The following is a 21,677-nucleotide window of genomic DNA, read 5'->3' on the forward strand; positions in this document are numbered from 1 at the left end:
GCTCAGCAACGGCACGCGGCCGATGTCCCGCAGATACGAGCGCACCAGGTCGCCGTCCACGGGGGGCAGGGAACGGGGCAGAACCACGGGCCGGGGGTCGGCATCGGCCAGCGACTCGACGGGCCGGGACGGGGAGAGAGCGACAATCACGGCGTGGTGTTTTGACAGTGTGTAAAGCCTAACCTGAAGAAGTGTGAAGTCCCTCTCATCTCGGACTCTTCGGGGCGACATTCCCCTGAGCGCCACCCAGAGCAGCCAGGGTCTGAGCAGTGCCGGCCGCCAGCTTCTTACTGCCCTGGCGCTCGCTGGCCAGAGCCGCTCATCCACCCACAACGCAGACCCTGCCTGGGGAGTAGGCGCAGCCATCCAGCCAGCAGGCCCGCCAACCGGCCCCAAGGCGCTGCCTCTGGCAGCCGCCTACCGCCCAGCTAGAGCGGCATCCCGAGCGAGTCGAGCAGCCAGGTGGCGGTCCTGAGGTAGATGAACACCCCTGCCACATCGGTGGCGGTGGCGATGAAGGGCGCCGACATCAGGGCTGGATCGAGCCCCAGCCGATCGAACAGCAGCGGCAGCGCCGCGCCGGCCGTGGCCGCCAGGGTGGTGATGGCCACCAGGCTCAGGCCCGCCGCCACCGCCACCAGCCAGCTGCCTGACACATAGCGGGCCCAGGGCACCACCACCAGCACCATCAGCACCCCCAGCAAGGCGCCGGCCACGGCCTCGCGCCAGATCGCCGGCCAGGTACCGAGCGCCTGGATGCGCTGGGTGCTGAGGCCACGGATCACCACGGTGGAGCTCTGCGAACCCACGTTGCCGCCCGTGCCGATCAGCAGCGGGATGAAGGCCGTCAGCATCACCACCCGCTTCAGCACCGACTCCTGAGAGGCGATCACCGCCGCGGTGCCGGCATTGGCGATCAGCAGCACGAGCAGCCACACCACCCGGCGGCGGGCCACGGTGAACAGGTTGCTGCGGAAGTAGTCGTCCTCATCGCCCGCCTGAACGGCGCCGGCCGCGTAGAGGTCACGGGTGGCCTCCTGCTGGATCACATCGATCACGTCGTCGACCGTGACGATCCCCACCAGTCGCTCCTCACGGTCCACCACCGGCACCGCCAGGAAGTCGTAGCGCTGGATCACGCGGGCCACCTCCTCCTGATCCGTGGCGGTGGTGACGTTCACCACCTCCCGGGTCATCACATCGCCGATGCGGTCTTCCGGGTCGGCCATCACCAGATCCCGCAGCGAGAGGATGCCAGTGAGATGGCGCGAAGCGTCGGTCACATAGAGGCTGTACACGGTTTCAGTGTCCCGGGCCCGCCGCCGCACGATGTCGAGCGCCTGAGCGGCGCTGTGGAACTCCTTGAGGTCGATGAATTCGGTGGTCATCAACCGGCCGGCCGTTTCCGCCTCGTAGCCCAGCAGCTGGGCCGTGACCCGGCGCTCCGCCGGGCTCAGCTCCATCAGCAGGCGCCGCACCACCTTGGCGGGCAGTTCATCGAACAGCCGCACCCGGTCGTCCGGCGACATCTCCTCCACCAGCTCCAGCACCTCGCCGGAACGGAGCCGCTCCACCAGGCTTTGCTGCACATCGCCATCGAGGTATTCGTACACCTCGATCGCCTTGTCCTTGGGCAGCAGGCGGAAGGCCAGGGCCTGCAGCGTGCGCGGCAGGGTGCCGATCGCCTCGGCGCAATCCACCGGCTGAACCGGCTCCAGCAGCAGTTTCACGCCGCCGTAGTTGCTGGCCTTGAGCAGGGCTTCCAGCTGGCGGGACACCACCTCGGCCACCTGCAGGCCGCCGCCGAGCACGATCGTGGAGCCGCTGATGCTGCCCACTGCGCCACCGCCGTGCTCAGCGCCGCCGGACTGGCCTCGGCCGGCAGGATCCTGGCGGCCATGGCGGGCGCCGCCGCTGTCGAGCTCGCTCATCGGCCCCGAAGTGGCGGCACATCGAGTGTATGGGGAGGGTTCCTGCCACGGCCTCCCCGCAGCGGCGCTCAGCTTCTAGGGTCAGCCGGCAGCGACAACAACAACCATGAGCGTGAGCGTTTCCAATGTGGTGGTGCGCAGCGCCACAGGCGCGGAGACACCGCTGGCCGGCTATGCCGGCTCGGTGCTGCTGATCGTGAACGTGGCCAGCCGCTGCGGCTTCACCCGCCAGTACGCCGGCCTGCAGACGCTGCAGGACACCTACGGAGCACGCGGCTTCAAGGTGTTGGGCTTCCCCTGCAACGACTTCGGCGCCCAGGAACCGGGCACCCTGCCGGAGATCCAGCAGTTCTGCTCCACCACCTATGGCGCCAGCTTCGAGCTGTTCGACAAGGTGCAGGCCAAGGGCGCGAAGAGCGCTCCCTATGACGTGCTCACCCAGGCCGAACCGGCCGGGGATGTGGAGTGGAACTTCGAGAAGTTCCTGGTGGGCAAGGACGGAACGGTGCTGGCGCGCTTCAAGAGCGCCGTGGATCCCACCAGCGCGGAACTGACGGCAGCGATCGAAGCGGCCCTCGCCGCCTGAGCCGGCCGCGGGGGCCGAGCGGCCCCCCGGCCACTCACAGCCGGCGACGGCGCAGGGCGGCCATCAGCCGATGGCTGGCGGCGGCCCCTGCGGCCGCTGCCAGCAGACCCAGCACCAGGCTGGCCAGCAGCAGCCAGAGGCCCTCGCCGGCGCGATCGAGCTCGACCAGCCGCACCAGGTTCAGCATCCAGCTGCTGAAGGTGGTGAGGGCCCCGCAGAAGCCGATGCCGAGGCAGAGCACCAGCGGCGTGCGCCAGGGGATCGGACCCGCCAGCAGGCCGAGCACCAGGCAGCCGGTCAGGTTCACCAATAGCTGCGCCCAGGGGGCACCGCCCAGCACAGGGCCGAGACGCGTTTCCGCCTGCCAGCGCAGCAGGGCGCCAGGCACCGCCCCCGCAGCCACCAGCAGCAGCTCCACGAGCTCGAAACGCAACCGCCGCGCCTGAAGATCGCCCGGGTCAGGCACGGGCTACCGCCTGCCCCAGCAGCACGGCCAGCACGCCCAGCAGCACGGAGGCCGCCAGCAGCGCCAGTGTTTCGCGTCGCCTGCCGGCCTGCCAGGCCAGCAAGGCTTCCAGCATGAAGGTGGAGAACGTGCTGAAGCTGCCGAGAAAACCGGTGCCGATCAGCAGCAGCAGGGGGCTGCCAGTGCCGCTGGAGTGATCGAGCGCCACCACCAGCCCGAGCGCGAAGCTGGCGGACACGTTGACCGCGAGGGTGGCCCAGTGGCGATGAGGCAACAGCGGCTCAAAGTGGTTGACCAGCCGCAGCCGCAGCCAACTGCCGGGTACCGCACCGACGGCCACCAGCAGGGCCTCATTCACCCGACCAGCCAGCCGCGCCGGGCCGTTCCGGCGGCAGCCGCTGCCTCGACGTGCAACCAGCGTTCCCCCTCGGGCTCCTGCCATACGCGCAGCAGCCGCAGCGGCGCGCCCGCAGACACGGGCAGCAGGCAGGGCGCGCGGTGATGGGGAGAAGCGCGCAGCACGCCATCGCGCGAGCCCTCAGCAAGCAGCGGATCGCCGTTCTGGCGGCGGCGCAGCTCCGGCGTGCGCCAATCGGCGCCGCCGGCGGGGAGGGAGGCCGGAGCGATCAGGGCGAAGCCCAGCACCCAGATCCAACGCCAGGCCATCAGATGTCGAGCTGAGCGAAATCGAGCTCGGCGCTGTGGGTTTCGATGAATTCGCGGCGGGGCGCCACTTTGTCTCCCATCAGGATGGTGAAGATGCGATCCGCTTCAGCGGCATCTTCGATCTCCACCCGCTTCATCTTGCGGGTGGAGGGATCCATGGTGGTTTCCCACAGCTGCTTGGGCATCATTTCCCCCAGACCCTTGAAACGCTGGAGGGTGTAATTGGCCTTCTCACCAAAGCCATCAAGGGTTTTCCTGAGGTCTTTTTCGTCGTAGCAGTAGGTGTGGTTCTTGCCGCGCTCCACCTTGTAGAGAGGCGGGCAGGCGATGTAGATGTAGCCGCCTTCCAGCAACATCTTCTGGTAGCGATAGAAGAAGGTAAGCAGCAGCGTGCGGATGTGAGCGCCGTCAACATCCGCGTCGGTCATGATCACGATCCGGTGATAACGCAGCGAGGATTCATTGAATTCTTCTCCCTTGATGCCCAGCCCCAGGCCGGTGATCAGCGCCTGGATCTCGGTGTTCTTGTAGATCTTGGCGTCGTCGGTTTTCTCGATGTTGAGGATCTTGCCACGCAGGGGCAGGATCGCCTGGAAGCGGCGGTCGCGGCCCTGCTTGGCGGAGCCACCGGCGGAGTCGCCTTCCACGATATAGATCTCGGATTCGGAAGGATCGCGGGAGCTGCAATCGGCCAGCTTGCCGGGCAGCGTGGAACTCTCGAGCACCGATTTACGGCGCACCAGTTCACGGGCGCGGCGAGCCGCCTCAGCGGCGTTGAAGGCCTGGATCGCCTTCTCCAGGATCAGGTCGATCACCTGGGGGTGGAACTCAAGGAATTCGCTCAGCGATTCGCCCACCACGGTGTCCACGATGCCGCGCACCTCGGTGTTGCCGAGCTTGGTCTTGGTCTGACCTTCGAATTCCGGATCGGGCACCTTCACCGACAGCACGGCGGTGAGCCCCTCGCGGATGTTTTCGCCCGCCAGGTTGGAATCACCGTCCTTGCGCTTGCCACGCTTCCTGGCGAAGGTGTTGAGCGTGCGGGTGAGAACTGTTTTCAGACCCTCGATGTGCGTGCCGCCGTCGACGGTGCGGATGTTATTGGCGAAGCCGAGAATGCTGTCGGAGTAGGCGTCCACACACCACTGCAGCGCAGCCTCCACCTGCACGCCGTCCTTCTCAGCATTCACATAGATGATGTCGGGGTGAAGGGGATCCTTGCCGTCGTTCATGTAGGCGACGTACTCGCGGATACCGCCTTCGTAGTGATAGATCTCCTCGTGGGCGCTGCCGTCGGCGCCGAGGGCCTCGCTGCGTTCATCGCGGAAAACAATCCGCACACCGCCGTTGAGATAGGCCAGCTCCCGCAGCCTGCCGGACAACGTGGTGTAGTCGAAGTGGATGCCGCCGGAGAAGATCTCGATATCAGGCTTGAAGCGCACCGCCGTGCCAGTGCGGCCGCTGGTATCGGCTTCCGAGCGCAGGGTTCCGATCGGGGCGCCGCGCTCGAAGCGCTGGCGGTGCACCTGATCCTGCCGGTGCACGGTCACTTCCACCCACTCGCTGAGCGCGTTCACCACCGAAACGCCCACGCCGTGCAGACCGCCGGACACCTTGTAGCCGCCACTGCCGAACTTGCCGCCGGCGTGCAGAACGGTGAGCACGGTCTCCAGGGCCGACTTGCCGGTGCGCGGGTGCACGTCGGTGGGGATGCCGCGTCCGTTGTCGGTGACCTCTGCGGAGCCGTCCTCGCAAAGGCGCACCAGGATCTCGGTGCAGTGGCCGGCAAGGGCCTCGTCCACCGAGTTATCCACCACCTCATACACAAGGTGATGCAGACCCCGCGGCCCGGTGGTGCCGATGTACATGCCGGGGCGCTTACGCACCGGTTCCAGGCCTTCGAGCACCTGAATCTGTTCGGCGCCGTAGGCGTGCTGAACTTTGGAGGAGTCGCTCATTCCGAAAGGCTCAGGTGGCAAGTTGCGGCGTGCGCCGGTAGCCGGGTGAAGCGGTGCAGCAGCGGCACAGGGCGCTCAAAAGGCCAATCGAGGTGTTGATCTTACCACTGCTGCTTCAGAGGGGCGCCCAGGGGGCGCTCAGCGCCCGTTTGCGACAGGGATGCACCCCCCAGTCGCATCTCTGCTCCGTCCGTCCCGCGCCGGGACCGCCCGCAGGCCTTCGGCGCATCCCCTCGGGCCGTTCCTCAGCGAGGCTCAGGTCACCCCGCGCGCGCCCTGCGCAGACGCCCCCCGGATGGCCGCTTCGCTTCCCCTCGTGCTCGTGCTGCTCGGGCCCACCGCCAGCGGTAAGTCGGCCCTGGCCCTGGAGCTGGCCGGCCACTTCGACCTCACGGTGCTCTCGGTGGATTCCCGACAGCTTTATGCGGGCATGGACATCGGCACCGCCAAACCCACCGCCGCCGAACGGGCGCGCGTGCCCCACGGCCTGCTCGACCTGCGCCCGCCCGACCAGCCGCTGAACCTGCAGGAGTTCCGCCAGGCGGCCGAGGCCGCCATCGCCGCCGAACACCAGCGCCGCGGCGTGGCCTTTCTCGTGGGGGGCAGCGGGCTGTACCTGCAGGCCCTCACCCAGGGGCTGCAGCCACCGGCGGTTCCGCCACAGCCGGCCCTGCGCGCCCAACTGGCGGCGCTGGGGCCTGCCACCTGCCACCAGTTGCTGCGTCAGGCCGATCCGGAGGCGGCAGGGCGCATCGACCATGCCGACACCGTGCGCACCCAGCGGGCCCTGGAGGTGCTGTACGCCACCGGGCGGCCCCTGTCCAGCCAGCAAAGCCAACGACCACCCGCCTGGCGGGTGCTTGAACTGGGCCTTGACCCCAGCGACCTCAGGCAGCGGATCGCCCGCCGTACCCGTTCGCTCTATGCCGATGGCCTGGTGGAGGAAACGCAGCAGCTGGCCCGGCGCTTCGGCCCCAACCTGCCGCTGCTGCAGACGATCGGCTACGGCGAAGCCCTGCAGCTGCTGGCGGGCGAGCTGAGCGAGGCGGAGGCGATCAGCCGAACCGACCAGCGCACGCGGCAGTACGCCAAGAGACAGCGCACCTGGTTCCGGCGCCGGCATGACCCGCTGTGGCTGGATCCGGCCGCTGGCGCCACCGATCTGCTGAGGGCCGCCGTGGTGGCGGTCGAAGGGGTTCTAGGGTAAGTGTGAGTGCTCGACGGCTGTTCCCCGTGCCGGCCTCCGCTACGCCCCTCGCTTCTTTGAATGCCTCCTCGTCCTCGGTTTGATCGTCGTGCTCCCGTGCGGGAGCTCCCCAACATCAACGAACGCATCAGTTACCCCCAGTTACGGGTGGTCGATGCCGACGGCAGTCAGCTCGGCGTGATCACCAGGGAGGAAGCCCTCGAGGTCGCCAAGGACCGTGAGCTCGACCTTGTGCTGGTGAGCGAGAAGGCAGATCCGCCGGTGTGTCGGATCATGGACTATGGCAAGTTCAAGTTCGAGCAGGAAAAAAAGGCCAAGGAAGCCAAGAAGAAGTCGCATCAAACCGAAGTCAAGGAGGTGAAGATGCGCTACAAGATCGATTCGCACGATTACCAGGTGCGCATCGGTCAGGCCATCCGCTTCCTCAAGGACGGCGACAAGGTGAAGTGCACGGTGATCTTCCGCGGCCGGGAGATTCAGCACACGGCGCTGGCTGAGCAGTTGCTGTATCGGATGGCCAAAGACCTCGAGGAAAGCGCCGAGATCCAGCAGGACCCCAAGCGCGAGGGGCGCAACATGATCATGTTCCTCACGCCGCGCAAAACGCCGCTCACCAAGGAAAAAGATGCCGCTGCCCTGGCGGCCAAGGCGGTGCGCACCATTCCGTCACCGCAGCGCCAGACCAGCGCCGCCGCTGCAGGCGAGGCCGCCGAGGGCTGAGCGCGCACGCAGGCGCAGAGCGTTGCTCGCTGCTGCGGCCCGCCCATGCTCAGAGCGTGGTGGCGAACAGTTCGAGCATTCCCTGCCAGCCGGCGGCGGCAGCAGCGGGGTCATGGTCGGGCCTGGCCTCGCACATGAATCCGTGGCCCGCCTCCAGTTCGATCAGCCGGTGGCGCCCGCCCGCCGGATCGGCCTGGCGCAACGCAGCCCCGATCGCCGCCAGTTCAGCGGCCGGCATCAGCGGATCGCGCCGCCCGCAGAAACACCAGACCCTGCCAGTGACCTCCGGTAACACCTCCAGGGTGGGGGGGCCGCCCCCCGGCCTGCCGCTGGCCACCCCTGCCCCGTAAAAGTCTGCGGTGGCAGCGATCTGGGGCAGGCTGGCCGCCAGCAGAGCGGCGTGGCCGCCGAAACAGAAGCCCACGCAGCCCAGCAGGCCGGCCCCGGTGCGTTCCTGCAACCACTGGCAGGCCACGTCCAGATCAGCCAGCAGCTCGGCGCTGCTGGTGCGGTCCTTGTGGCTGCGTCCTTCGGCCAGATCATCGGCGCTGTAGCCCAGCTCCAGGGCCGGAGCGCTGCGGGCGAACAGGGGCACCGCCAGCGCCGCGTACCCCTCCAGAGCCAGCCGGTCGGCGACCGAACGCACCCAGGCGTTGATGCCGAAAACCTCCGGCAGCACAAGGATGGCGCCCCGTGCGGGCTGGGCGGGAGCAGCCCACCAGCAACGCAGCGGCACCGAAACCACACCGGTGCGCTGCGCCTGCTCGCCTGCCAGCGAACCTGCCGGCCTGTCAGCAGCCACCAGGCCAGGAGCAGCAGCAGCGGGGGCTGCTGGAAGGGTGATCCACTCGGCCACGGATGCTGTCGCAGGGGTCGGCCCACACGATGCCACTGCGGCGGTTGGGCCAGTGGCGGAGCAACCGGCACAGTCTCTTATGACAAACAGGGAATTGTCACCGGGGCCGAAGCTCCGTAGGGTGTCCCCAGACGTTCAGGTCCGGGCCGGCGTGCGATTTCACATCCAGCAGGAAAGCGACATCCCGGCGTCGACCCAGCTGTACAACCAGATCTGCTTCGCGATCGCGGCCCGTCATTACCCGCCGGGCCACCGCCTGCCGAGCACGCGGCAGCTGGCCATGCAGACAGGCCTGCACCGCAACACGATCAGCAAGGTCTACCGCCAGCTGGAGAACGACGGTGTCGTGGAGGCGATGGCGGGCTCCGGCATCTATGTGCGCGATCAGCAGAAGCCGCGCGAGCTGAAGGCACCGCCGGGCCTGCGCAACCGCCTGCGGCCCGACATCGACCGCGAGGTGCGCCAGTGCGTCGACGGACTGCTCAACGCCGGCTGCACGCTGCAGCAGGCAAGGGAGCTGCTCACCCGCGAAATCGACTGGCGGCTGCGCTGCGGCGCCCGCGTGCTGGTGAGCACACCGCGCGAGGACATCGGCGCCTCGCTGCTGATCGCCGAAGAACTGGTGCCCGTGCTGGAGGTGCCCGTCGAAGTGGTGCCGATGGAGGAGCTCGAGGCGGTGCTGGAGAGTTCGAGCAACGGCACGGTGGTCACCAGCCGCTACTTCCTCCAGCCCGTGGAGGAGTTGGCCCAGCGCTTCGGCGTGCGCGCCGTGGCGGTGGATCTCAACGACTTCCGCCACGAGCTGGATCTGCTCAAGGAGCTGCGGACGGGCAGTTGCGTGGGCCTGGTGAGCATCAGTCCCGGCATCCTGCGGGCCGCGGAGGTGATCCTGCACAGCATGCGCGGCAACGAGCTGCTGGTGATGACCGCCAACCCCGACGTGGGCAGCCGCCTGCTGGCCCTGCTGCGGGCCGCCAGCCACGTGCTCTGCGACCGGCCGAGCCTGCCGCTGGTGGAGCAGACCCTGCGCCAGAACCGCGCCCAGTTGATGCGGCTGCCCCAGGTGCACTGCGCCCAGAGCTACCTGGGGGCCTCCACCATCGATCTGCTGCGCAAGGAGATCGGCCTCACCGGCCAGCGCGATGGCTACGGCGATCCTGAAACCATGAAGGTGGGATGAGCAGCGTGAAGCCATCTCCGCCCGGCTCGATCGGGCGGTTGCTGCGTGCGATCGGTGCCGACCTGCGCATGATCAAAGAGCGCGACCCTGCCGCGCGCGGCACGGTGGAGATCCTGCTCTGCTATCCGGGCTTCCATGCCCTGGTGCTGCACCGTTTCAGCCACCGCCTGTGGCGGCTGGGCCTGCCGCTGGTGCCGCGGGTGCTCTCGCAGGTGGGGCGTAGCCTCACCGGCGTGGAGATCCACCCGGGCGCGCAGATCGGCCATGGGGTCTTCATCGACCACGGCATGGGCGTGGTGATCGGAGAAACGGCCGTGATCGGCGATCGCTGCCTGCTGTTTCAGGGGGTCACCCTCGGCGGCACGGGCAAGGAACACGGCAAGCGCCATCCCACGCTCGGCGAGAACGTGGTGGTGGGGGCAGGAGCGCAGGTGCTCGGCGCGATCGCGGTGGGATCGAACACCCGCATCGGCGCCGGATCGGTGGTGCTGCGGGATGTGGCGCCCGACAGCACGGTGGTGGGCGTTCCCGGCAGGGTGGTGCATCAATCGGGGGTGAGGATCGATCCTCTGGCGCACTCGCAGCTGCCGGATGCGGAAGCCAGGGTGATTCGCAACCTGATGGAGCGCATCGACACGCTCGAAGGTGAGGTGGCTCGCCTGCAGAACTGCCTGCGGGAAGTGGCCGCCGGCCGCCCCCTGCAGGACATCTGCGGCGGCAAGGCCCAGAACCTCAGGGACCGCGAGATCCTCGAGTTCCTGGGCGATGGCCCCGGCGATGGGCCGGGTAGCGGCCTGCTGACGGCGCCGGCTGACGGCGCCGACTGACGCATGAGCTGCTGCGGCGCAGGCTCTGACGCTCAGCCGGTGACCACCGTTTCGGCGGTTTCCATGCGGGGCTGAAACATGAACATGGAGTAGATCACGTTGCGGCGCATGGAGGTCATCATCTCCAGGAACATGTCGTAGCCCTCGTTCTTGTATTCGATCAAGGGATCCTTCTGCCCGTACCCGCGCAGACCCACCGATTCACGCAGGGCATCCATGGCCTGCAGATGTTCGCGCCAGAGGGTGTCGATCTGCTGGAGGATGAAGAACCGCTCCGCCTCCCGCATCAGCCCAGGCCTCACCTGCTCGATCTGGCTCTCCTTGAGGTCGTAGGCGTTGCGCAGCTGCTCGCGCAGGAATGCCTTGAGCTCTTCAGTGGAAAGGCCCTGGAGCTGCTCGGGCGTGAGATCGGCCAGCAGGTACACGAACTCCTGAACCTTGGCCACCAACCGGCCCAGATCCCATTCCTCGGGCGGCAGATCAGGGTTCACATAGGCATCCACAATGTCAGACATGGTGCGTTCGCCGTAGCCGATCACCTGCAGCTTGAGCTCCCGGCCTTCGAGCACGCGGCGCCGCTCGGCATACACCGCTCGGCGCTGGTTGTTCATCACTTCGTCGTACTCGAACACCTGCTTGCGGATGTCGTAGTAGTAGGTTTCCACCTTCTTCTGCGCCCCTTCCAGCGAGCGGGTGAGCATGCCCGATTCGATCGGCATGTCTTCTTCCACGCGGAAGGCATTCATCAATCCGGCCACACGTTCACCGCCGAAGATGCGCAGGAGGTTGTCTTCCAGCGAAAGGAAGAAGCGGGTGCTGCCGGGATCGCCCTGGCGTCCGGCCCGGCCGCGCAGCTGGTTATCGACCCGGCGCGATTCGTGCCGCTCGGTGCCGATCACGTGCAGACCACCGGCCTGCCGCACCCGCTCCTCCTCCTCCTTCACCACCACGTCGTACTCGGCGCGGACCCGGGCGATCAGGCTGCGCAGCGCCTGAATCTGGGGGTCGTCGGTGGGGGCCTTCTCCGCCGCCTGGGCGATCCGGTCTTCCAGCTGCAGCACGCTGAGGGCCCGGTCACCCCAGGCTTTCACCAGTTCACGGGCCAGCTCCACCAACGATTGCTCGGTGGCGGGGGTGAGGGCGCAGGGGAAAAGAGCGCCGATGGCACGGGCCTCGCTGGGCGCCGAGGCCGGCAGGGCGGCACCGGGAGCAAAACCGGCCCGGGAAGCCTCCCGGGGCAGGGGGATCGGCGGCCGATGGCCCTCCTCCGGCCGCACCAGCAGGGGCAGGAGCACTTCCCTGAGCTTCAGCCGTGCCATGTAATCGGTGTTGCCGCCGAGGATGATGTCGGTACCGCGGCCCGCCATGTTGGTGGCGATCGTGACGGCTCCGGCCCGGCCGGCCTGGGCCACGATCTCCGCCTCACGTTCAACGTTTTCGGGCTTGGCGTTCAGCAGGTTGTGGGGAATGCCCTGCTCGGCCAGCAAAGAGGAGAGCAGCTCCGACTTCTCCACGCTGGTGGTGCCCACCAGGATGGGGCGCCCGTCGTGGTGAATGGTGGCGGTTTCCAGAGCCACCGCCCGCCATTTGGCCACTTCGTTCTTGTACACCTGATCCACCAGATCGGTGCGGGAGCGCTGCCGATTGGTGGGCACCACGGTCACTTCGAGTTTGTAGGTTTTCTCGAATTCCACTTCTTCTGTCTTGGCGGTGCCGGTCATACCGGCCAGGCGTGGATAGAGCAGGAAGAAGTTCTGGTAGGTGATGCTGGCGAGTGTCTGAGTTTCCGGCTGGATCGGCAGATTCTCCTTGGCCTCGATCGCCTGATGCTGCCCATCGCTCCAGCGGCGACCGGGCATCACCCTGCCGGTGAACTCATCCACGATCACTGCGTCTTCGCCGCGCACGATGTAGTTGACATCTTTGATGAACAGCTCCTTAGCCTTGAGCGCATTGGTGATGTAGTGGGCCCAGGGATCGGCGGGGTCGAACAGGTCTTCCACTCCCAGCAACTGCTCAGCCTTGGCATACCCCTCATCGGTGAGGGTCACATTGCGCTGCTTCTCATCCACCTCGTAATCCCCTTCGGGATCCACACCATCTTTCGAGCTGCCTTCAGCACGGATGAGCTCATTGGCAATATCAGCAGCGCGGCGGTATTTCTCCTGGGGGCGCTCCACCTGCCCTGAGATGATCAGGGGTGTGCGCGCTTCATCCACCAGGATGGAATCAACCTCGTCAATCACGCAATAGTTGAATTCACGCTGCACCACTTCTTCGATATCATTCGCCATGTTGTCGCGAAGATAATCAAAGCCCAGCTCACTGTTGGTGGCATAGGTGATATCGCAGCCGTAGTTGCGACGCCGCTCGCTGGGCGGCATGTCCTGCTGGATCAGCCCCACGGACAGCCCCAGGAAGCGGTGCACCTGCCCCATCCACTCGGCATCACGACGCGCCAGGTAGTCGTTCACCGTGACCACGTGCACACCCTTGCCGGTGAGCGCATTGAGATAGGAGGGCAAGGTGGCCACAAGGGTCTTGCCTTCACCCGTCTTCATCTCGGCGATCTGCCCCTCGTGCAGCACCATGCCGCCGATCAGCTGCACATCGAAGTGGCGCATCCCGAGCACCCGCTTGCCCGCTTCGCGCACCACGGCGAAGGCTTCAGGCAGGAGCTCATCGAGAAGCTGGCGCTGACGGGCCGGGGTTTCCGCCTTTGCCAGGCGCTCACGGAAGTCGACGGTCTTGCGCCGCAGGTCGTCATCGTCGAGAGGGGCCACCTCCTCTTCAAACAGATTGATGTCGGAAACGAGCGGTTGGTAGCGCTTCAGCTTCCGGGCATTGGGATCTCCCAGGAGGAGCTTGAGCATGGAAACGGACCATTCGTATTGCGTCACCCTACCACCGCAAAATCATGGTCGGGAGCGGAGAAGCCAGCTGCTGCAAGGGTTTTCGGCACCCGCGCCAGCGGGAATCCACCCCTGCTGGTCGTGTGAACAGCCTTGGCGCGCCGAGGCTGGCGCCTTCAGCTGGGCAGCGGGCGTCGCTGATGCCCGTCAGGCCAGAGCAGGCCAGAGGCTCACCCAAACCGAAGGGCGAGAGGGCGGGGCCTCCAGCGAGAAACGAACGTTGCTGGGAAGCCGTCAGGGATGGCCGGGTCGGCATCGATCGACCGGCGTCAGCCCCCCACACCAAAACGTGGGGACAAGCCGGTCTGGCAAGGTGCTCGCGTCATCTCCTTGACGGTGGCAAAGTGCCTGCTGCGCGAGCATCGACAGGCTGCTGAAGCGGCTTAGAGCGTCAACGCTGTCTTCACGGCAGTGAGGCGGAGGGTCTGGGGGGAATCAACAGACATAGGGATAGGTGTGCGTGTGCTGGGGGTGATGGGGAGGGTCCAATCTCCCAACAGAAGGGATTCACTGCAAAGCAAACGCCTGCATCGGATGGCTGCAGGACGCTTCGGCAGGTGCGCAACAGGGTGGACCGTGGGTTAATCGCCCCTTTGCTCATGGCGTAACCGTTCAAGCTCTTCACGTGCTTGCTGCAGGGAATGCCAATGCTGCTCAGCTTGCAACCTGTAGGGCAGGTGGTTACGCTCACCCCACTGGCATTCAGGCCGCAGTTCAGCAATCTGGGCGAGAAGGCTGCCCTTGGCAGTGAGCAGCGGCAGGATCTCCCGAAGCGAATTCAGCCAAGCGGGCTCGCTCGTGCCAAAACTCAATAGGCCCAGGCCATGGCCATGGAGAAGGCCTAAACCATGGGTATCGGAACGTTCCAGCAGCTCGTTCCATAGCCTCCAAACACCAAATCCACGCTCCCTCACATTGATATCGTGAAACAGCACCACGGCTTCGGGCCTCAATAACGGTCGCCAGGTTTCGAGATCGTGCTGGACGGCGTCATACGTGTGCAGACCATCGACATGCAGAAGATCAATGGCTCCGGATGGAAAGTGAGTAGCGGCTTCATCAAAGCTGGACCGAACCAGCCGCGAACGACAACGATGGTTGCGATCCTGCTCGCTCTGAACGCGTTGATAGACCTCCTCTCCATACCCGCCCGCATGCTCGTCTCCCTGCCAGGTGTCAACGGCGTAGACAAAGGTTTGGGGTGAAAACGCCTGTGCCGCCTCACAGAATGCGAAAAAAGAAACTCCAAAGTGCGTACCAAGCTCAACCACGGTCTGCGGTTGGAGGTGCTCCACAAGCCAATGGGCAATGGGCACATGTTCCCACCACGCCGAGGGGGCCAGATAGCGGGGCAAAAGGCCAAGATTTCGTTCCATCAGCATGTTCATTGGCGGTGGCAGGCTCCCAGCTCCTGGCTGGATGGACTGTCTTGATGGGGCAAACAGCCAAACTCGATCTCCTGCATCGGCAGACCTGCAATGCCGGCGTACATGGCACTCGATTCGCTGTGGAGGATCAAGGCATCATGCTGCCACTGCAGCTGACGATGGTCGTCCTGTGTTCCTGCAGCCAGGGAAACGGCAATGGCATAGTCACCAGGAGCCAGCACAGGCAGGGTAAATCGAAAGCGTGCAAAGTAAGTAGCTCCGGCCGGAACTGTGAAGGTCGGGTCTGGATGGGATAAACACGTGTTGTCTCCGAGTACCGCCATCCCACGAGAATCTTTGAAGATGAATCCCACAATGGGCTGGCGGATCGCTGCGTGGGCACGGGCTGTGATCGAGAGATCGACAAGCTCTCCGCCCATGGCCGTGCGAAGCGGCAGGCCACTCGCCGCATCAACCAGGTGCACGCTCTCCAGACTGGCCTCTGCGGTTCCAAACGAGCTTGAGAGCAACAGGGCCTGATCAAAAGGCGTGATCTCAATCAAATTCCCAAGCCCTGCATTGAGCCGTAGCTCCTGTCGGTAGTCGCGCCAACGGGTGTAGTACTCCTCCGCAGGCTCAACAGGTGGCTTGGTGGTCTTGTCTGGAGCCGTAACTGAACGGCCAGTCGATGCGTCCTGGGCGATGTAAAGGTCCTCAAGGTAGAAGTCGCTCACTGTGGACGCTTCTCCGGCGAACTTGATGCGACCCGCCTCAAGAAGAATGGCTCGATTGCAGAGGCTACGCAAAGCCTGTGTGTCATGGCTCACGAAGAGCAGACACTTCTCCTCTCGCTGGCGATTCAGAAAGCGAAAACACTTCTGATTGAAGAAGGCATCTCCCACGCTGAGAGCTTCATCCACCACAAGGATGTCTGCATCCACATGAGCAACGACGGCGAACGCCAGCCGCACAGACATGCCACTGGAATAGGTTTTAACCGGCTGATGAACGAAGTTGCCAATGTCAGCAAAAGCGAGTATGTCGTCGAGCTTCTCTGCGGTTTCTTCTCGACTAAGCCCAAACAGGGAAGCATTGAGATAGATGTTTTCTATTCCTGTGAACTCAGGGTTGAAGCCACTACCAAGCTCCAGCAAGGCAGCAACCCTACCCCGCGTTTGCACCTGCCCTTCGCTCGGCGTAAGGGTGCCACAAAGAATTTGCAACAAGGTGCTCTTGCCACTGCCGTTGCGCCCGATCACACCAAGTGTTTCGCCGCGGCGCACCTCAAAGCTGACATTCCGCAAGGCCCAGAACTCGCGAAAGTATTGGCGACGGCCACGCCAAAGGGCCTGCTTCAAACGTTGGGTGGGATCGTCGTAAATGTGGAAGCACTTTCCCAAGTCTTCCACGTGGATCATCAGATCATCCGACTCAATAGTCACGTTGGGAGAGGTAGCAGGGACGCCGGAGAAAGATTATAGTTCATGGGGTGGTGCTTCTTACATCACATCAGCGAAGGCCCCTTGAGCCTTTTGAAACAAACGTAGCCCCAGCTCAGCGATCACAACCCCAAGCAGAAGGCCAACAACGACATAGCCAAGCTCAGGAGCCTCCCCCTGAATAGCCACGCGACGCGTCTGCTCAATGACTTGTGCCAGGGGGTTGAGCTGCAACAGAGGCTGCCAACGTGGTGGCATCGCGGACATCGGGAAGAAGACCGGGCTCAGAAACATCAGCATGCTGACCACCACTTGCACAACTTGGCCGATATCCCGCAAAAAGACCCCCAGAGAAGACAGCAGCCAGGTGATCCCAAGGCAACCAAGGAGGAGGGGAATCCAAATCACCGGCAGCCAAAGGATGGAAGCTGGAATGGCCTGAAACGCAACCAGTTCGAAAACAAGAAGAATGATGAGGCTTGCGAGTGCATGGAAGGCGGCACTGCCAAGAGCAACAGAGGCCAGGATCTCCAACGGAAAAACAACCTTTTTCACATAGTTTGGATGCGACAAGACCAGGCCGGGCGCCCGATTCGCACATTCAGCAAAGAGGTTGAATACAATCAGACCAGCGAATAGATTGACGGCAAAAGCAAGAGACCCCTGATTTTGCAAGGTGCCCCAACGGGACTGGAACACTTGCGAAAAAACAAACGTATAAACGACCAACATCAACAGGGGCTGAAGAAAGCTCCAAGTCCAACCCAGTAGCGAACCCCGGTAGCGCCCCAACACCTCCCGCTCTGTCAGCCGCCACCAGAGCTCACGATTCTTGAGAAGCACGGCGGGAAACTGCAACCTCCACCTACGTGATGGGCTGAGCGGATGGCGGCCTGGGCTATGGCCAAGTGCACGGCGAGTTACAATCATTGCGTGCTGATGGGGCAGAGAAATCAGGATGGCCGGCAGTCCATTGTAGAGGCTTGTCACTCCTCAAGGAGCAACGATCAATCTGTGGCCTCTGAGCATCCGGAACAACCGAGGGAGGCTATGAAATGGCTGGCGAGATCATCGAAAAGTCCTCAATGAAGAAATGCCTTCGAATGGATGCTCAAAGCGCTTGAATGAATCAAAGAGTGCACCTAGAACTCGCGATCCTGGAACGCCACCAATGTGGAGATCTTAGCTCCAGTGAGATAAGAAAACAGAGCCACGGAAAGGGATACCGAGGCCAGGAAAGTCAACTGACTGATGGCACGGTCAGAGAGCGAAGCGTTTTGGTAGGCATGCAAGACAATCATCATGAGCGCCACACCGAGAACCAGCATGGCCACCGAGGACTTCATGAGGCGATCGATTCCGGATCGACCATGAAGCAAGCGATCAATCAACCGGCCGCCACGCCCGATGTGGTTGCCGTAGCGTTGCGCGAAGAAGAAGCGGGTAACCACATAATCAGAAATCAGCGCACAAGCAGAATAGAATAGGAAACCAGCAACCAGGAGCGAGGTTGTGCCGGTGAAGATTGAAAGCTGAGTTGCATAGGAAGAGTACAACAGCAGCGAGGCCACCAGACACACAGATCCAAACCCTAAGAAGGCATAGCGCGGACTGAAAGAAAACATGAACTTGAGATGCCTCCACCCATCTCGCCACGTACGCAGATGGGGGCGACGACCCGGTGGATTGGGGCGAAGGTCCGTAGGGATTTCAACCAAGTGCAGGTCACGAAGGCTGGCCTTGATGACCATCTCAGAGGCATATTCCATGCCAGTGTTGCAAAGGGAAAGCGCCAGGATCGAGCTTCTGCGGAAAGCCCGCAATCCACAGTGAAAGTCACCGACATCAATGCCAAACAACATCCTTCCCAACAGGCTGAGCACTGGGTTGCCCAGATAGCGATGCAAGAACGGCATCGCCCCTGGCGAAATCGTGCCGCTGAAGCGATTGCCCATCACCAGATCAGCCCCGGCTTGCAGCGGTGCGAGGAAGAGCGGCGCCTGATCGAAGCGATAGGTGGAATCTGCATCCCCCATCAACACAAAGCAGCCCCGTGCCGCCTTAATGCCAGCAGAGAGAGCCGCGCCGTAGCCACGAATGGGAACGGGCACCAAGCGTGCACCCTCCTGCTGCGCGATCTGCACTGAGCCATCTGAGCTGCCATTGTCAGCCACCACGATCTCAAAGTTGAGGCCCGTTGCTTCCCCACCACGATGGCAATCACGAATCGTGGCGGCCAGAGGAGGCGCCTCATTCAGGTAGGGAATCACAAAACTAAGCTGAGGGTCGCATCAACTTGCAAATCCAATGCACCACTTCTGAATTCCCATCCTATTGGGCTGATCCGTCCGGCGGCGTTCGGCTGAAGTGAAGAAACTCAACGCAATGAAACGGAACAGAGGCTGAGATCCTCCACTCCTTTGCTCGTTTGATAGAAAGAGCAGGTTCCCGCCTGGAAACTAGCAGCAGTGATCTCAGGGGCGTCCACCAAGAACGCACGAAGCCGCTCCTCTGGCCGATCAGCACCACCTTGAAACATCAAGACCAGAAACGAGTCGAAACCGCTCTCCAGCAGCTGCCGTTGAATCCGCTGGTGAACCATGGGCAGCTTCGAGTGATCCGCTGAGACCGGGGCGATCACCGGGTTCCAGTGCAACAGTGGATTGTTGCTGGCAAGGGTGTGCGACTTGATCCAACCGATGGGTCGATCGAGCAGGACAACGGGGATACCAGCAGGGAACTTAAGCCGACTATCACGCAGGGGCACCAGCGCCGATGGGGAGGTTGAGCGAATCAGAGTCCAGTGCTGCTGGAACCCTGAGCGCCCCCAGCTTGGCGTTATCTGGCTCGCCAGGCTGAGCGCCAGCAAGGCAGCGAGAAGGAGCGAGGGGTTGAAGAGCCGTGGCGGTATGGGCAGGGGGGAAAGCAGTTGCCGGCAGGCCATGGCGATCACCAAGCCCATCAGCAGTTGCAACGGGATGGCATAGCGGCCGATGCCACTGAGAAAGAGCCAGAACACATAGGAGGCCGCAAGACCCAGCACCAAGGCGCGTGGCCTCCGACCCAATCGTTGCCGCAGGGCAGGGAGAACGAGCAGAGCCAGGCTGCTCAGAGCCCAGAGCAAGGTCCGCAGATCCCTGATGCCGACCTCCGAACGACGCGTCTGCAGGTTCTTACCCGGATTGAGCGGCGGAAAGAAGCTGTCGGTGAAATCAAACAGGGGAGCGAGCAGAAAGGCGGCTGGTGAATCAGGCTGAAAACGACGTTCGTGGGGGGGACGTCTTCGTGAAGCGGCGAGCGGAAATAGTGATTGAACAGCGGGAAGAACGGACTCCCCGTATGTCGGCTGGAATGAAACAGCTGCGGAGAGGCGAACAACATGAAGCTGATCAGAAAAGGCATCAGCCAGGTCACCAAGGCCAACCGCAACCGGGAGGGCAGTGCCGGCCATCCCTGCGAGGCGGGCGAGCCCAGTACCAGCACAGACACCAACAGCGGCAAGGTGATCAGAAAGGTGAGCTTCATCCCTACGGCCGCGCCTGCCATGCCGGCGGAAAAGGCCACCAGCACACGATTCCGCCCTGGTGCAACAGATCCCCTCTCCGCCAGCAAGGCCAGCGCAAGGCTGCTGACGCTGAGCAGCGACAGGGTAAGGTCAACCATCGTGTTGCCCGCCTCGGACAGCACCATCGGGGCACTTCCCCCCAGCAGTGCCGGCAGAAATGACAGGAGGCGATCGTGGGCGAACAACAGCAACCCGATCGCATAGATCACCAGCAGAGCAAAGCCCTGGACCAATGAGAACAGCAGCGTCGGCAAGAGTGGTCCAACCGCATGGCTACCTGCAAACATCCATGCCACTGGCAGGCTGGCCAGGGGGTTCAGCAAGGTCTGAGTGCCACCGGGAAGAAGATCGGCTCCGTAATCACCGGCGAGAAAAGCCAGTGTTGCGCAGAGGTGCTAGTTGCGAGTGTCGTAATTGATATCCTGGCCATGCATCCAGCTGTAGACAGGAAACACTGCCATCAGCAAGGTGGCCAGAAGCCAATCCAAACGGGTCAACTTCGAAAGAAGCACCAAAAGCCTGAGTTGGTTCGCAAACACCATCAGGAAAGATCCCAGCCCACTGGATGGCGGTGGAGGCGAAGATGGAACACTGTCGTCAGTTCCACCAGGAGCCAGGCCTGTTGATCACCGTGATTCGCCACCGTGCAGGTGCTCCCAGCCTGCGTCTGGGACTTGGACCAGGGCTGCGGCCGGTGGATGCGATTGGCCAGCTGCAGAAGCTGCTAAATTGCAACAGCTTTTGGGCCACGGCACGAAGCCGGGTTCAGCTGCGAACGATGCTCAAAGGTAGCTCCGTTGTGGTGAGTGCCTGGAGCGGACAGCAGCTTGTGGGGTTTGGCCGGGCCAACAGTGATGGCGTTTTTCGTGCCGTGCTTTGGGATGTGGTTGTTGCTGAGCAAAGCCAGGGGCAAGGATTGGGGCGCCAACTGGTGGAAGCGTTGCTGGCGGCACCAGCCTTGGCACAAGTGGAGCGCACCTATCTGATGACGACGAACTGCGAAGGTTTCTACCGGAAGCTGGGATTCAACGCCGTTCAGCACCAACGGCTGATGAGGCGTGAGGCCAGCGGGGAATGAGCAACTCCTCCCTGCGGGTGCGGGTGGCCATCCCCCACTACTTCCGTGAGCGCAGTGGCGGCACAGGCTATGGATCCGGCAAGCCAGGGGCCCGCTTTGAACGCTGCCTGGCGCTCGGCCGATGCCTGGCCGCCCTGCTGGCACTGGAGCGGAGCACGGAGGATCTGGTGCTCAACATCGGCCAACGTGTGCTGGAGGGCGCGGGGCCATTGCAGTTCGGCAGCGAGCGCCGGCTGGCCTCGATCAGCCTCGACTTGCATCTGTTCACCAGTGAGGGCCATCAACTGGAGGAAGCGATTCGGCCGTACGCCGATCGGCTGACCCTCCACACCGTGTCACTGGAGGATCCGCGCCAACTGCCCCTGGCCGCCCGCGACTTCCTGATCCAGGCTGACCCCGTGCTGGATCTGGCTCTTTACCTGGAAGACGATCTGGTGATCGGCGATCCCCTCTTCTTCGACAAGCAGGCCTGGTTCCTTGCCGGCTGTGAACACAAGGCGGTGCTGATGCCGCACCGCTACGAACGGATTCCAGGCCAGGCGGGCCAAAGGCTGCTGGTGGATGGCCCCTTACGCAGCGATTTCATCGGCCGGTTCACCACGCCCCAGGCCGCCGTTGGCCGCGGGCGGTTCTGGGATGGGCAGGAGATCGTGTTTGATCGAACGGCCAATCCACATTCTGGCCTCTTCTGCCTGAGCAACAGCCAAGTGATGCAGCTGCGGGGTCAATCCTTGCCCAAGCAGGGGTTTGTCGGTCCGCTGGAAACCGCCGCCACGCTCACCGCCCTGCGGTTTTTCGCCGTGCTGAAGCCAGCGCTGGCACACAGGCAGTTCCATTGGGTGGAGCATGGCCACCCCTCGTTTCAGGCGTACGCCAAGCAGTGGCCGCGCGCCTGAGCAACACGCCAAGGCCTGGAAGC

The 21,677-nt window shown here is 63.7% G+C and carries 21 protein-coding genes; 7 read left to right on the top strand and 14 right to left on the bottom strand.

All coding sequences use genetic code 11. The annotated features are described in order from the left end of the window. Window positions 1-111 (bottom strand): sigma-70 factor domain-containing protein (locus ACWJI3_RS04370; RefSeq protein WP_480203357.1); only part of this gene is annotated, 111 nt, incomplete at its 3' end. Window positions 112-428: 317 nt separating this feature from the next. Beyond that, entirely contained in the window at window positions 429-1,931 is a 1,503-nt protein-coding gene (gene mgtE / locus ACWJI3_RS04375; protein WP_094511096.1) for a magnesium transporter, read from the bottom strand. Window positions 1,932-2,037: 106 nt separating this feature from the next. Between mgtE and ACWJI3_RS04380 the strand changes: the two genes are divergently transcribed. Continuing rightward, a complete protein-coding gene (locus ACWJI3_RS04380) occupies window positions 2,038-2,517 on the top strand; it encodes a glutathione peroxidase (RefSeq protein WP_480203001.1) in 480 nt (159 codons plus the stop codon). Between the two features lie 34 nt (window positions 2,518-2,551). Here ACWJI3_RS04380 and ACWJI3_RS04385 read toward each other — a convergent pair whose 3' ends face one another. From ACWJI3_RS04385 to gyrB, 4 genes are read right to left on the bottom strand one after another with little or no spacing between them, the layout of a single operon-like run. Then, a complete protein-coding gene (locus ACWJI3_RS04385) occupies window positions 2,552-2,983 on the bottom strand; it encodes a FluC/FEX family fluoride channel (RefSeq protein WP_480203002.1) in 432 nt (143 codons plus the stop codon). Continuing rightward, window positions 2,976-3,353: a FluC/FEX family fluoride channel gene (locus ACWJI3_RS04390; protein WP_480203358.1), complete on the bottom strand. Its 378-nt coding sequence runs from the start codon at window positions 3,351-3,353 to the stop codon at window positions 2,976-2,978. Before ACWJI3_RS04390 ends, ACWJI3_RS04385 begins: the two co-directional genes overlap by 8 nt. Further along, complete coding sequence (locus tag ACWJI3_RS04395) at window positions 3,338-3,649, bottom strand: SH3 domain-containing protein (protein ID WP_255100537.1); 312 nt, start codon at window positions 3,647-3,649, stop codon at window positions 3,338-3,340. The genes ACWJI3_RS04390 and ACWJI3_RS04395 overlap by 16 nt, the downstream gene beginning before the upstream one ends. Continuing rightward, the gene (gyrB, locus tag ACWJI3_RS04400) at window positions 3,649-5,607 is read right to left on the bottom strand and encodes a DNA topoisomerase (ATP-hydrolyzing) subunit B (RefSeq protein WP_094511100.1); all 1,959 of its coding nucleotides are present in this window, start codon (window positions 5,605-5,607) and stop codon (window positions 3,649-3,651) included. Before gyrB ends, ACWJI3_RS04395 begins: the two co-directional genes overlap by 1 nt. 295 nt (window positions 5,608-5,902) lie before the next feature. Between gyrB and miaA the strand changes: the two genes are divergently transcribed. Both miaA and infC read left to right on the top strand, forming a co-directional pair. Next, a complete protein-coding gene (gene miaA, locus ACWJI3_RS04405; RefSeq protein ID WP_480203003.1) occupies window positions 5,903-6,814 on the top strand; it encodes a tRNA (adenosine(37)-N6)-dimethylallyltransferase MiaA in 912 nt (303 codons plus the stop codon). 60 nt (window positions 6,815-6,874) lie between these two features. Beyond that, window positions 6,875-7,534: a translation initiation factor IF-3 gene (gene infC / locus ACWJI3_RS04410; protein ID WP_094511102.1), complete on the top strand. Its 660-nt coding sequence runs from the start codon at window positions 6,875-6,877 to the stop codon at window positions 7,532-7,534. 49 nt (window positions 7,535-7,583) lie between these two features. On the opposite strand, the gene ACWJI3_RS04415 is transcribed toward infC, so the two are convergent. Further along, window positions 7,584-8,390 carry a dienelactone hydrolase family protein gene (locus ACWJI3_RS04415; protein WP_480203004.1) on the bottom strand — a complete coding sequence of 269 codons (807 nt, stop codon included), beginning with the start codon at window positions 8,388-8,390 and terminating at the stop codon, window positions 7,584-7,586. Window positions 8,391-8,541: 151 nt separating this feature from the next. On the opposite strand from ACWJI3_RS04415, the gene ACWJI3_RS04420 reads away from it, so the two are divergent. Both ACWJI3_RS04420 and cysE read left to right on the top strand, forming a co-directional pair. Further along, the gene (locus tag ACWJI3_RS04420; RefSeq protein ID WP_094511103.1) at window positions 8,542-9,570 is read left to right on the top strand and encodes a GntR family transcriptional regulator; all 1,029 of its coding nucleotides are present in this window, start codon (window positions 8,542-8,544) and stop codon (window positions 9,568-9,570) included. Window positions 9,571-9,608: 38 nt separating this feature from the next. After that, window positions 9,609-10,397 carry a serine O-acetyltransferase gene (gene cysE / locus ACWJI3_RS04425; RefSeq protein WP_480203359.1) on the top strand — a complete coding sequence of 263 codons (789 nt, stop codon included), beginning with the start codon at window positions 9,609-9,611 and terminating at the stop codon, window positions 10,395-10,397. A 32-nt stretch (window positions 10,398-10,429) separates the two neighbouring features. Here the strand turns inward: cysE and secA are convergent, their stop codons facing one another. From secA to ACWJI3_RS04460, 7 genes are all read right to left on the bottom strand, one after another. Further along, the gene (secA, locus tag ACWJI3_RS04430; RefSeq protein ID WP_255100534.1) at window positions 10,430-13,270 is read right to left on the bottom strand and encodes a preprotein translocase subunit SecA; all 2,841 of its coding nucleotides are present in this window, start codon (window positions 13,268-13,270) and stop codon (window positions 10,430-10,432) included. 620 nt (window positions 13,271-13,890) lie between these two features. Then, a complete protein-coding gene (locus ACWJI3_RS04435) occupies window positions 13,891-14,697 on the bottom strand; it encodes a class I SAM-dependent methyltransferase (protein WP_480203005.1) in 807 nt (268 codons plus the stop codon). Beyond that, window positions 14,694-16,118 carry an ABC transporter ATP-binding protein gene (locus ACWJI3_RS04440; RefSeq protein WP_480203006.1) on the bottom strand — a complete coding sequence of 475 codons (1,425 nt, stop codon included), beginning with the start codon at window positions 16,116-16,118 and terminating at the stop codon, window positions 14,694-14,696. Before ACWJI3_RS04440 ends, ACWJI3_RS04435 begins: the two co-directional genes overlap by 4 nt. 57 nt (window positions 16,119-16,175) lie before the next feature. Next, window positions 16,176-16,973: an ABC transporter permease gene (locus ACWJI3_RS04445; protein ID WP_480203007.1), complete on the bottom strand. Its 798-nt coding sequence runs from the start codon at window positions 16,971-16,973 to the stop codon at window positions 16,176-16,178. Window positions 16,974-17,257: 284 nt separating this feature from the next. After that, window positions 17,258-18,385: a glycosyltransferase family 2 protein gene (locus tag ACWJI3_RS04450; protein ID WP_480203008.1), complete on the bottom strand. Its 1,128-nt coding sequence runs from the start codon at window positions 18,383-18,385 to the stop codon at window positions 17,258-17,260. Window positions 18,386-18,492: 107 nt separating this feature from the next. Then, a complete protein-coding gene (locus tag ACWJI3_RS04455) occupies window positions 18,493-19,161 on the bottom strand; it encodes a hypothetical protein (RefSeq protein ID WP_480203009.1) in 669 nt (222 codons plus the stop codon). 62 nt (window positions 19,162-19,223) lie between these two features. Continuing rightward, window positions 19,224-20,003, bottom strand: coding sequence for a hypothetical protein (locus ACWJI3_RS04460; protein ID WP_480203010.1), 780 nt, complete (start codon window positions 20,001-20,003; stop codon window positions 19,224-19,226). 242 nt (window positions 20,004-20,245) lie between these two features. Here ACWJI3_RS04460 and ACWJI3_RS04465 point away from each other — a divergent pair, with 242 nt between their 5' ends. Together ACWJI3_RS04465 and ACWJI3_RS04470 are read left to right on the top strand one after the other, a co-directional pair. Beyond that, window positions 20,246-20,758, top strand: coding sequence for a GNAT family N-acetyltransferase (locus ACWJI3_RS04465; RefSeq protein WP_255100525.1), 513 nt, complete (start codon window positions 20,246-20,248; stop codon window positions 20,756-20,758). Next, a complete protein-coding gene (locus ACWJI3_RS04470) occupies window positions 20,755-21,654 on the top strand; it encodes a hypothetical protein (RefSeq protein ID WP_480203011.1) in 900 nt (299 codons plus the stop codon). The genes ACWJI3_RS04465 and ACWJI3_RS04470 overlap by 4 nt, the downstream gene beginning before the upstream one ends. Window positions 21,655-21,677: the final 23 nt, after the last annotated feature.

Source organism: Marcopretia estuarina LEGE 06307 (assembly GCF_056633115.1).

Coding starts and splice junctions, on each gene's coding strand:
- mgtE (WP_094511096.1), bottom strand. CDS start 1,931: ATGAGCGAGCTCGACAGCGGCGGCGCCCGCCATGGCCGCCAGGATCCT.
- ACWJI3_RS04380 (WP_480203001.1), top strand. CDS start 2,038: ATGAGCGTGAGCGTTTCCAATGTGGTGGTGCGCAGCGCCACAGGCGCG.
- ACWJI3_RS04395 (WP_255100537.1), bottom strand. CDS start 3,649: ATGGCCTGGCGTTGGATCTGGGTGCTGGGCTTCGCCCTGATCGCTCCG.
- gyrB (WP_094511100.1), bottom strand. CDS start 5,607: ATGAGCGACTCCTCCAAAGTTCAGCACGCCTACGGCGCCGAACAGATT.
- miaA (WP_480203003.1), top strand. CDS start 5,903: ATGGCCGCTTCGCTTCCCCTCGTGCTCGTGCTGCTCGGGCCCACCGCC.
- infC (WP_094511102.1), top strand. CDS start 6,875: ATGCCTCCTCGTCCTCGGTTTGATCGTCGTGCTCCCGTGCGGGAGCTC.
- secA (WP_255100534.1), bottom strand. CDS start 13,270: ATGCTCAAGCTCCTCCTGGGAGATCCCAATGCCCGGAAGCTGAAGCGC.
- ACWJI3_RS04435 (WP_480203005.1), bottom strand. CDS start 14,697: ATGAACATGCTGATGGAACGAAATCTTGGCCTTTTGCCCCGCTATCTG.
- ACWJI3_RS04465 (WP_255100525.1), top strand. CDS start 20,246: ATGGCGGTGGAGGCGAAGATGGAACACTGTCGTCAGTTCCACCAGGAG.
- ACWJI3_RS04470 (WP_480203011.1), top strand. CDS start 20,755: ATGAGCAACTCCTCCCTGCGGGTGCGGGTGGCCATCCCCCACTACTTC.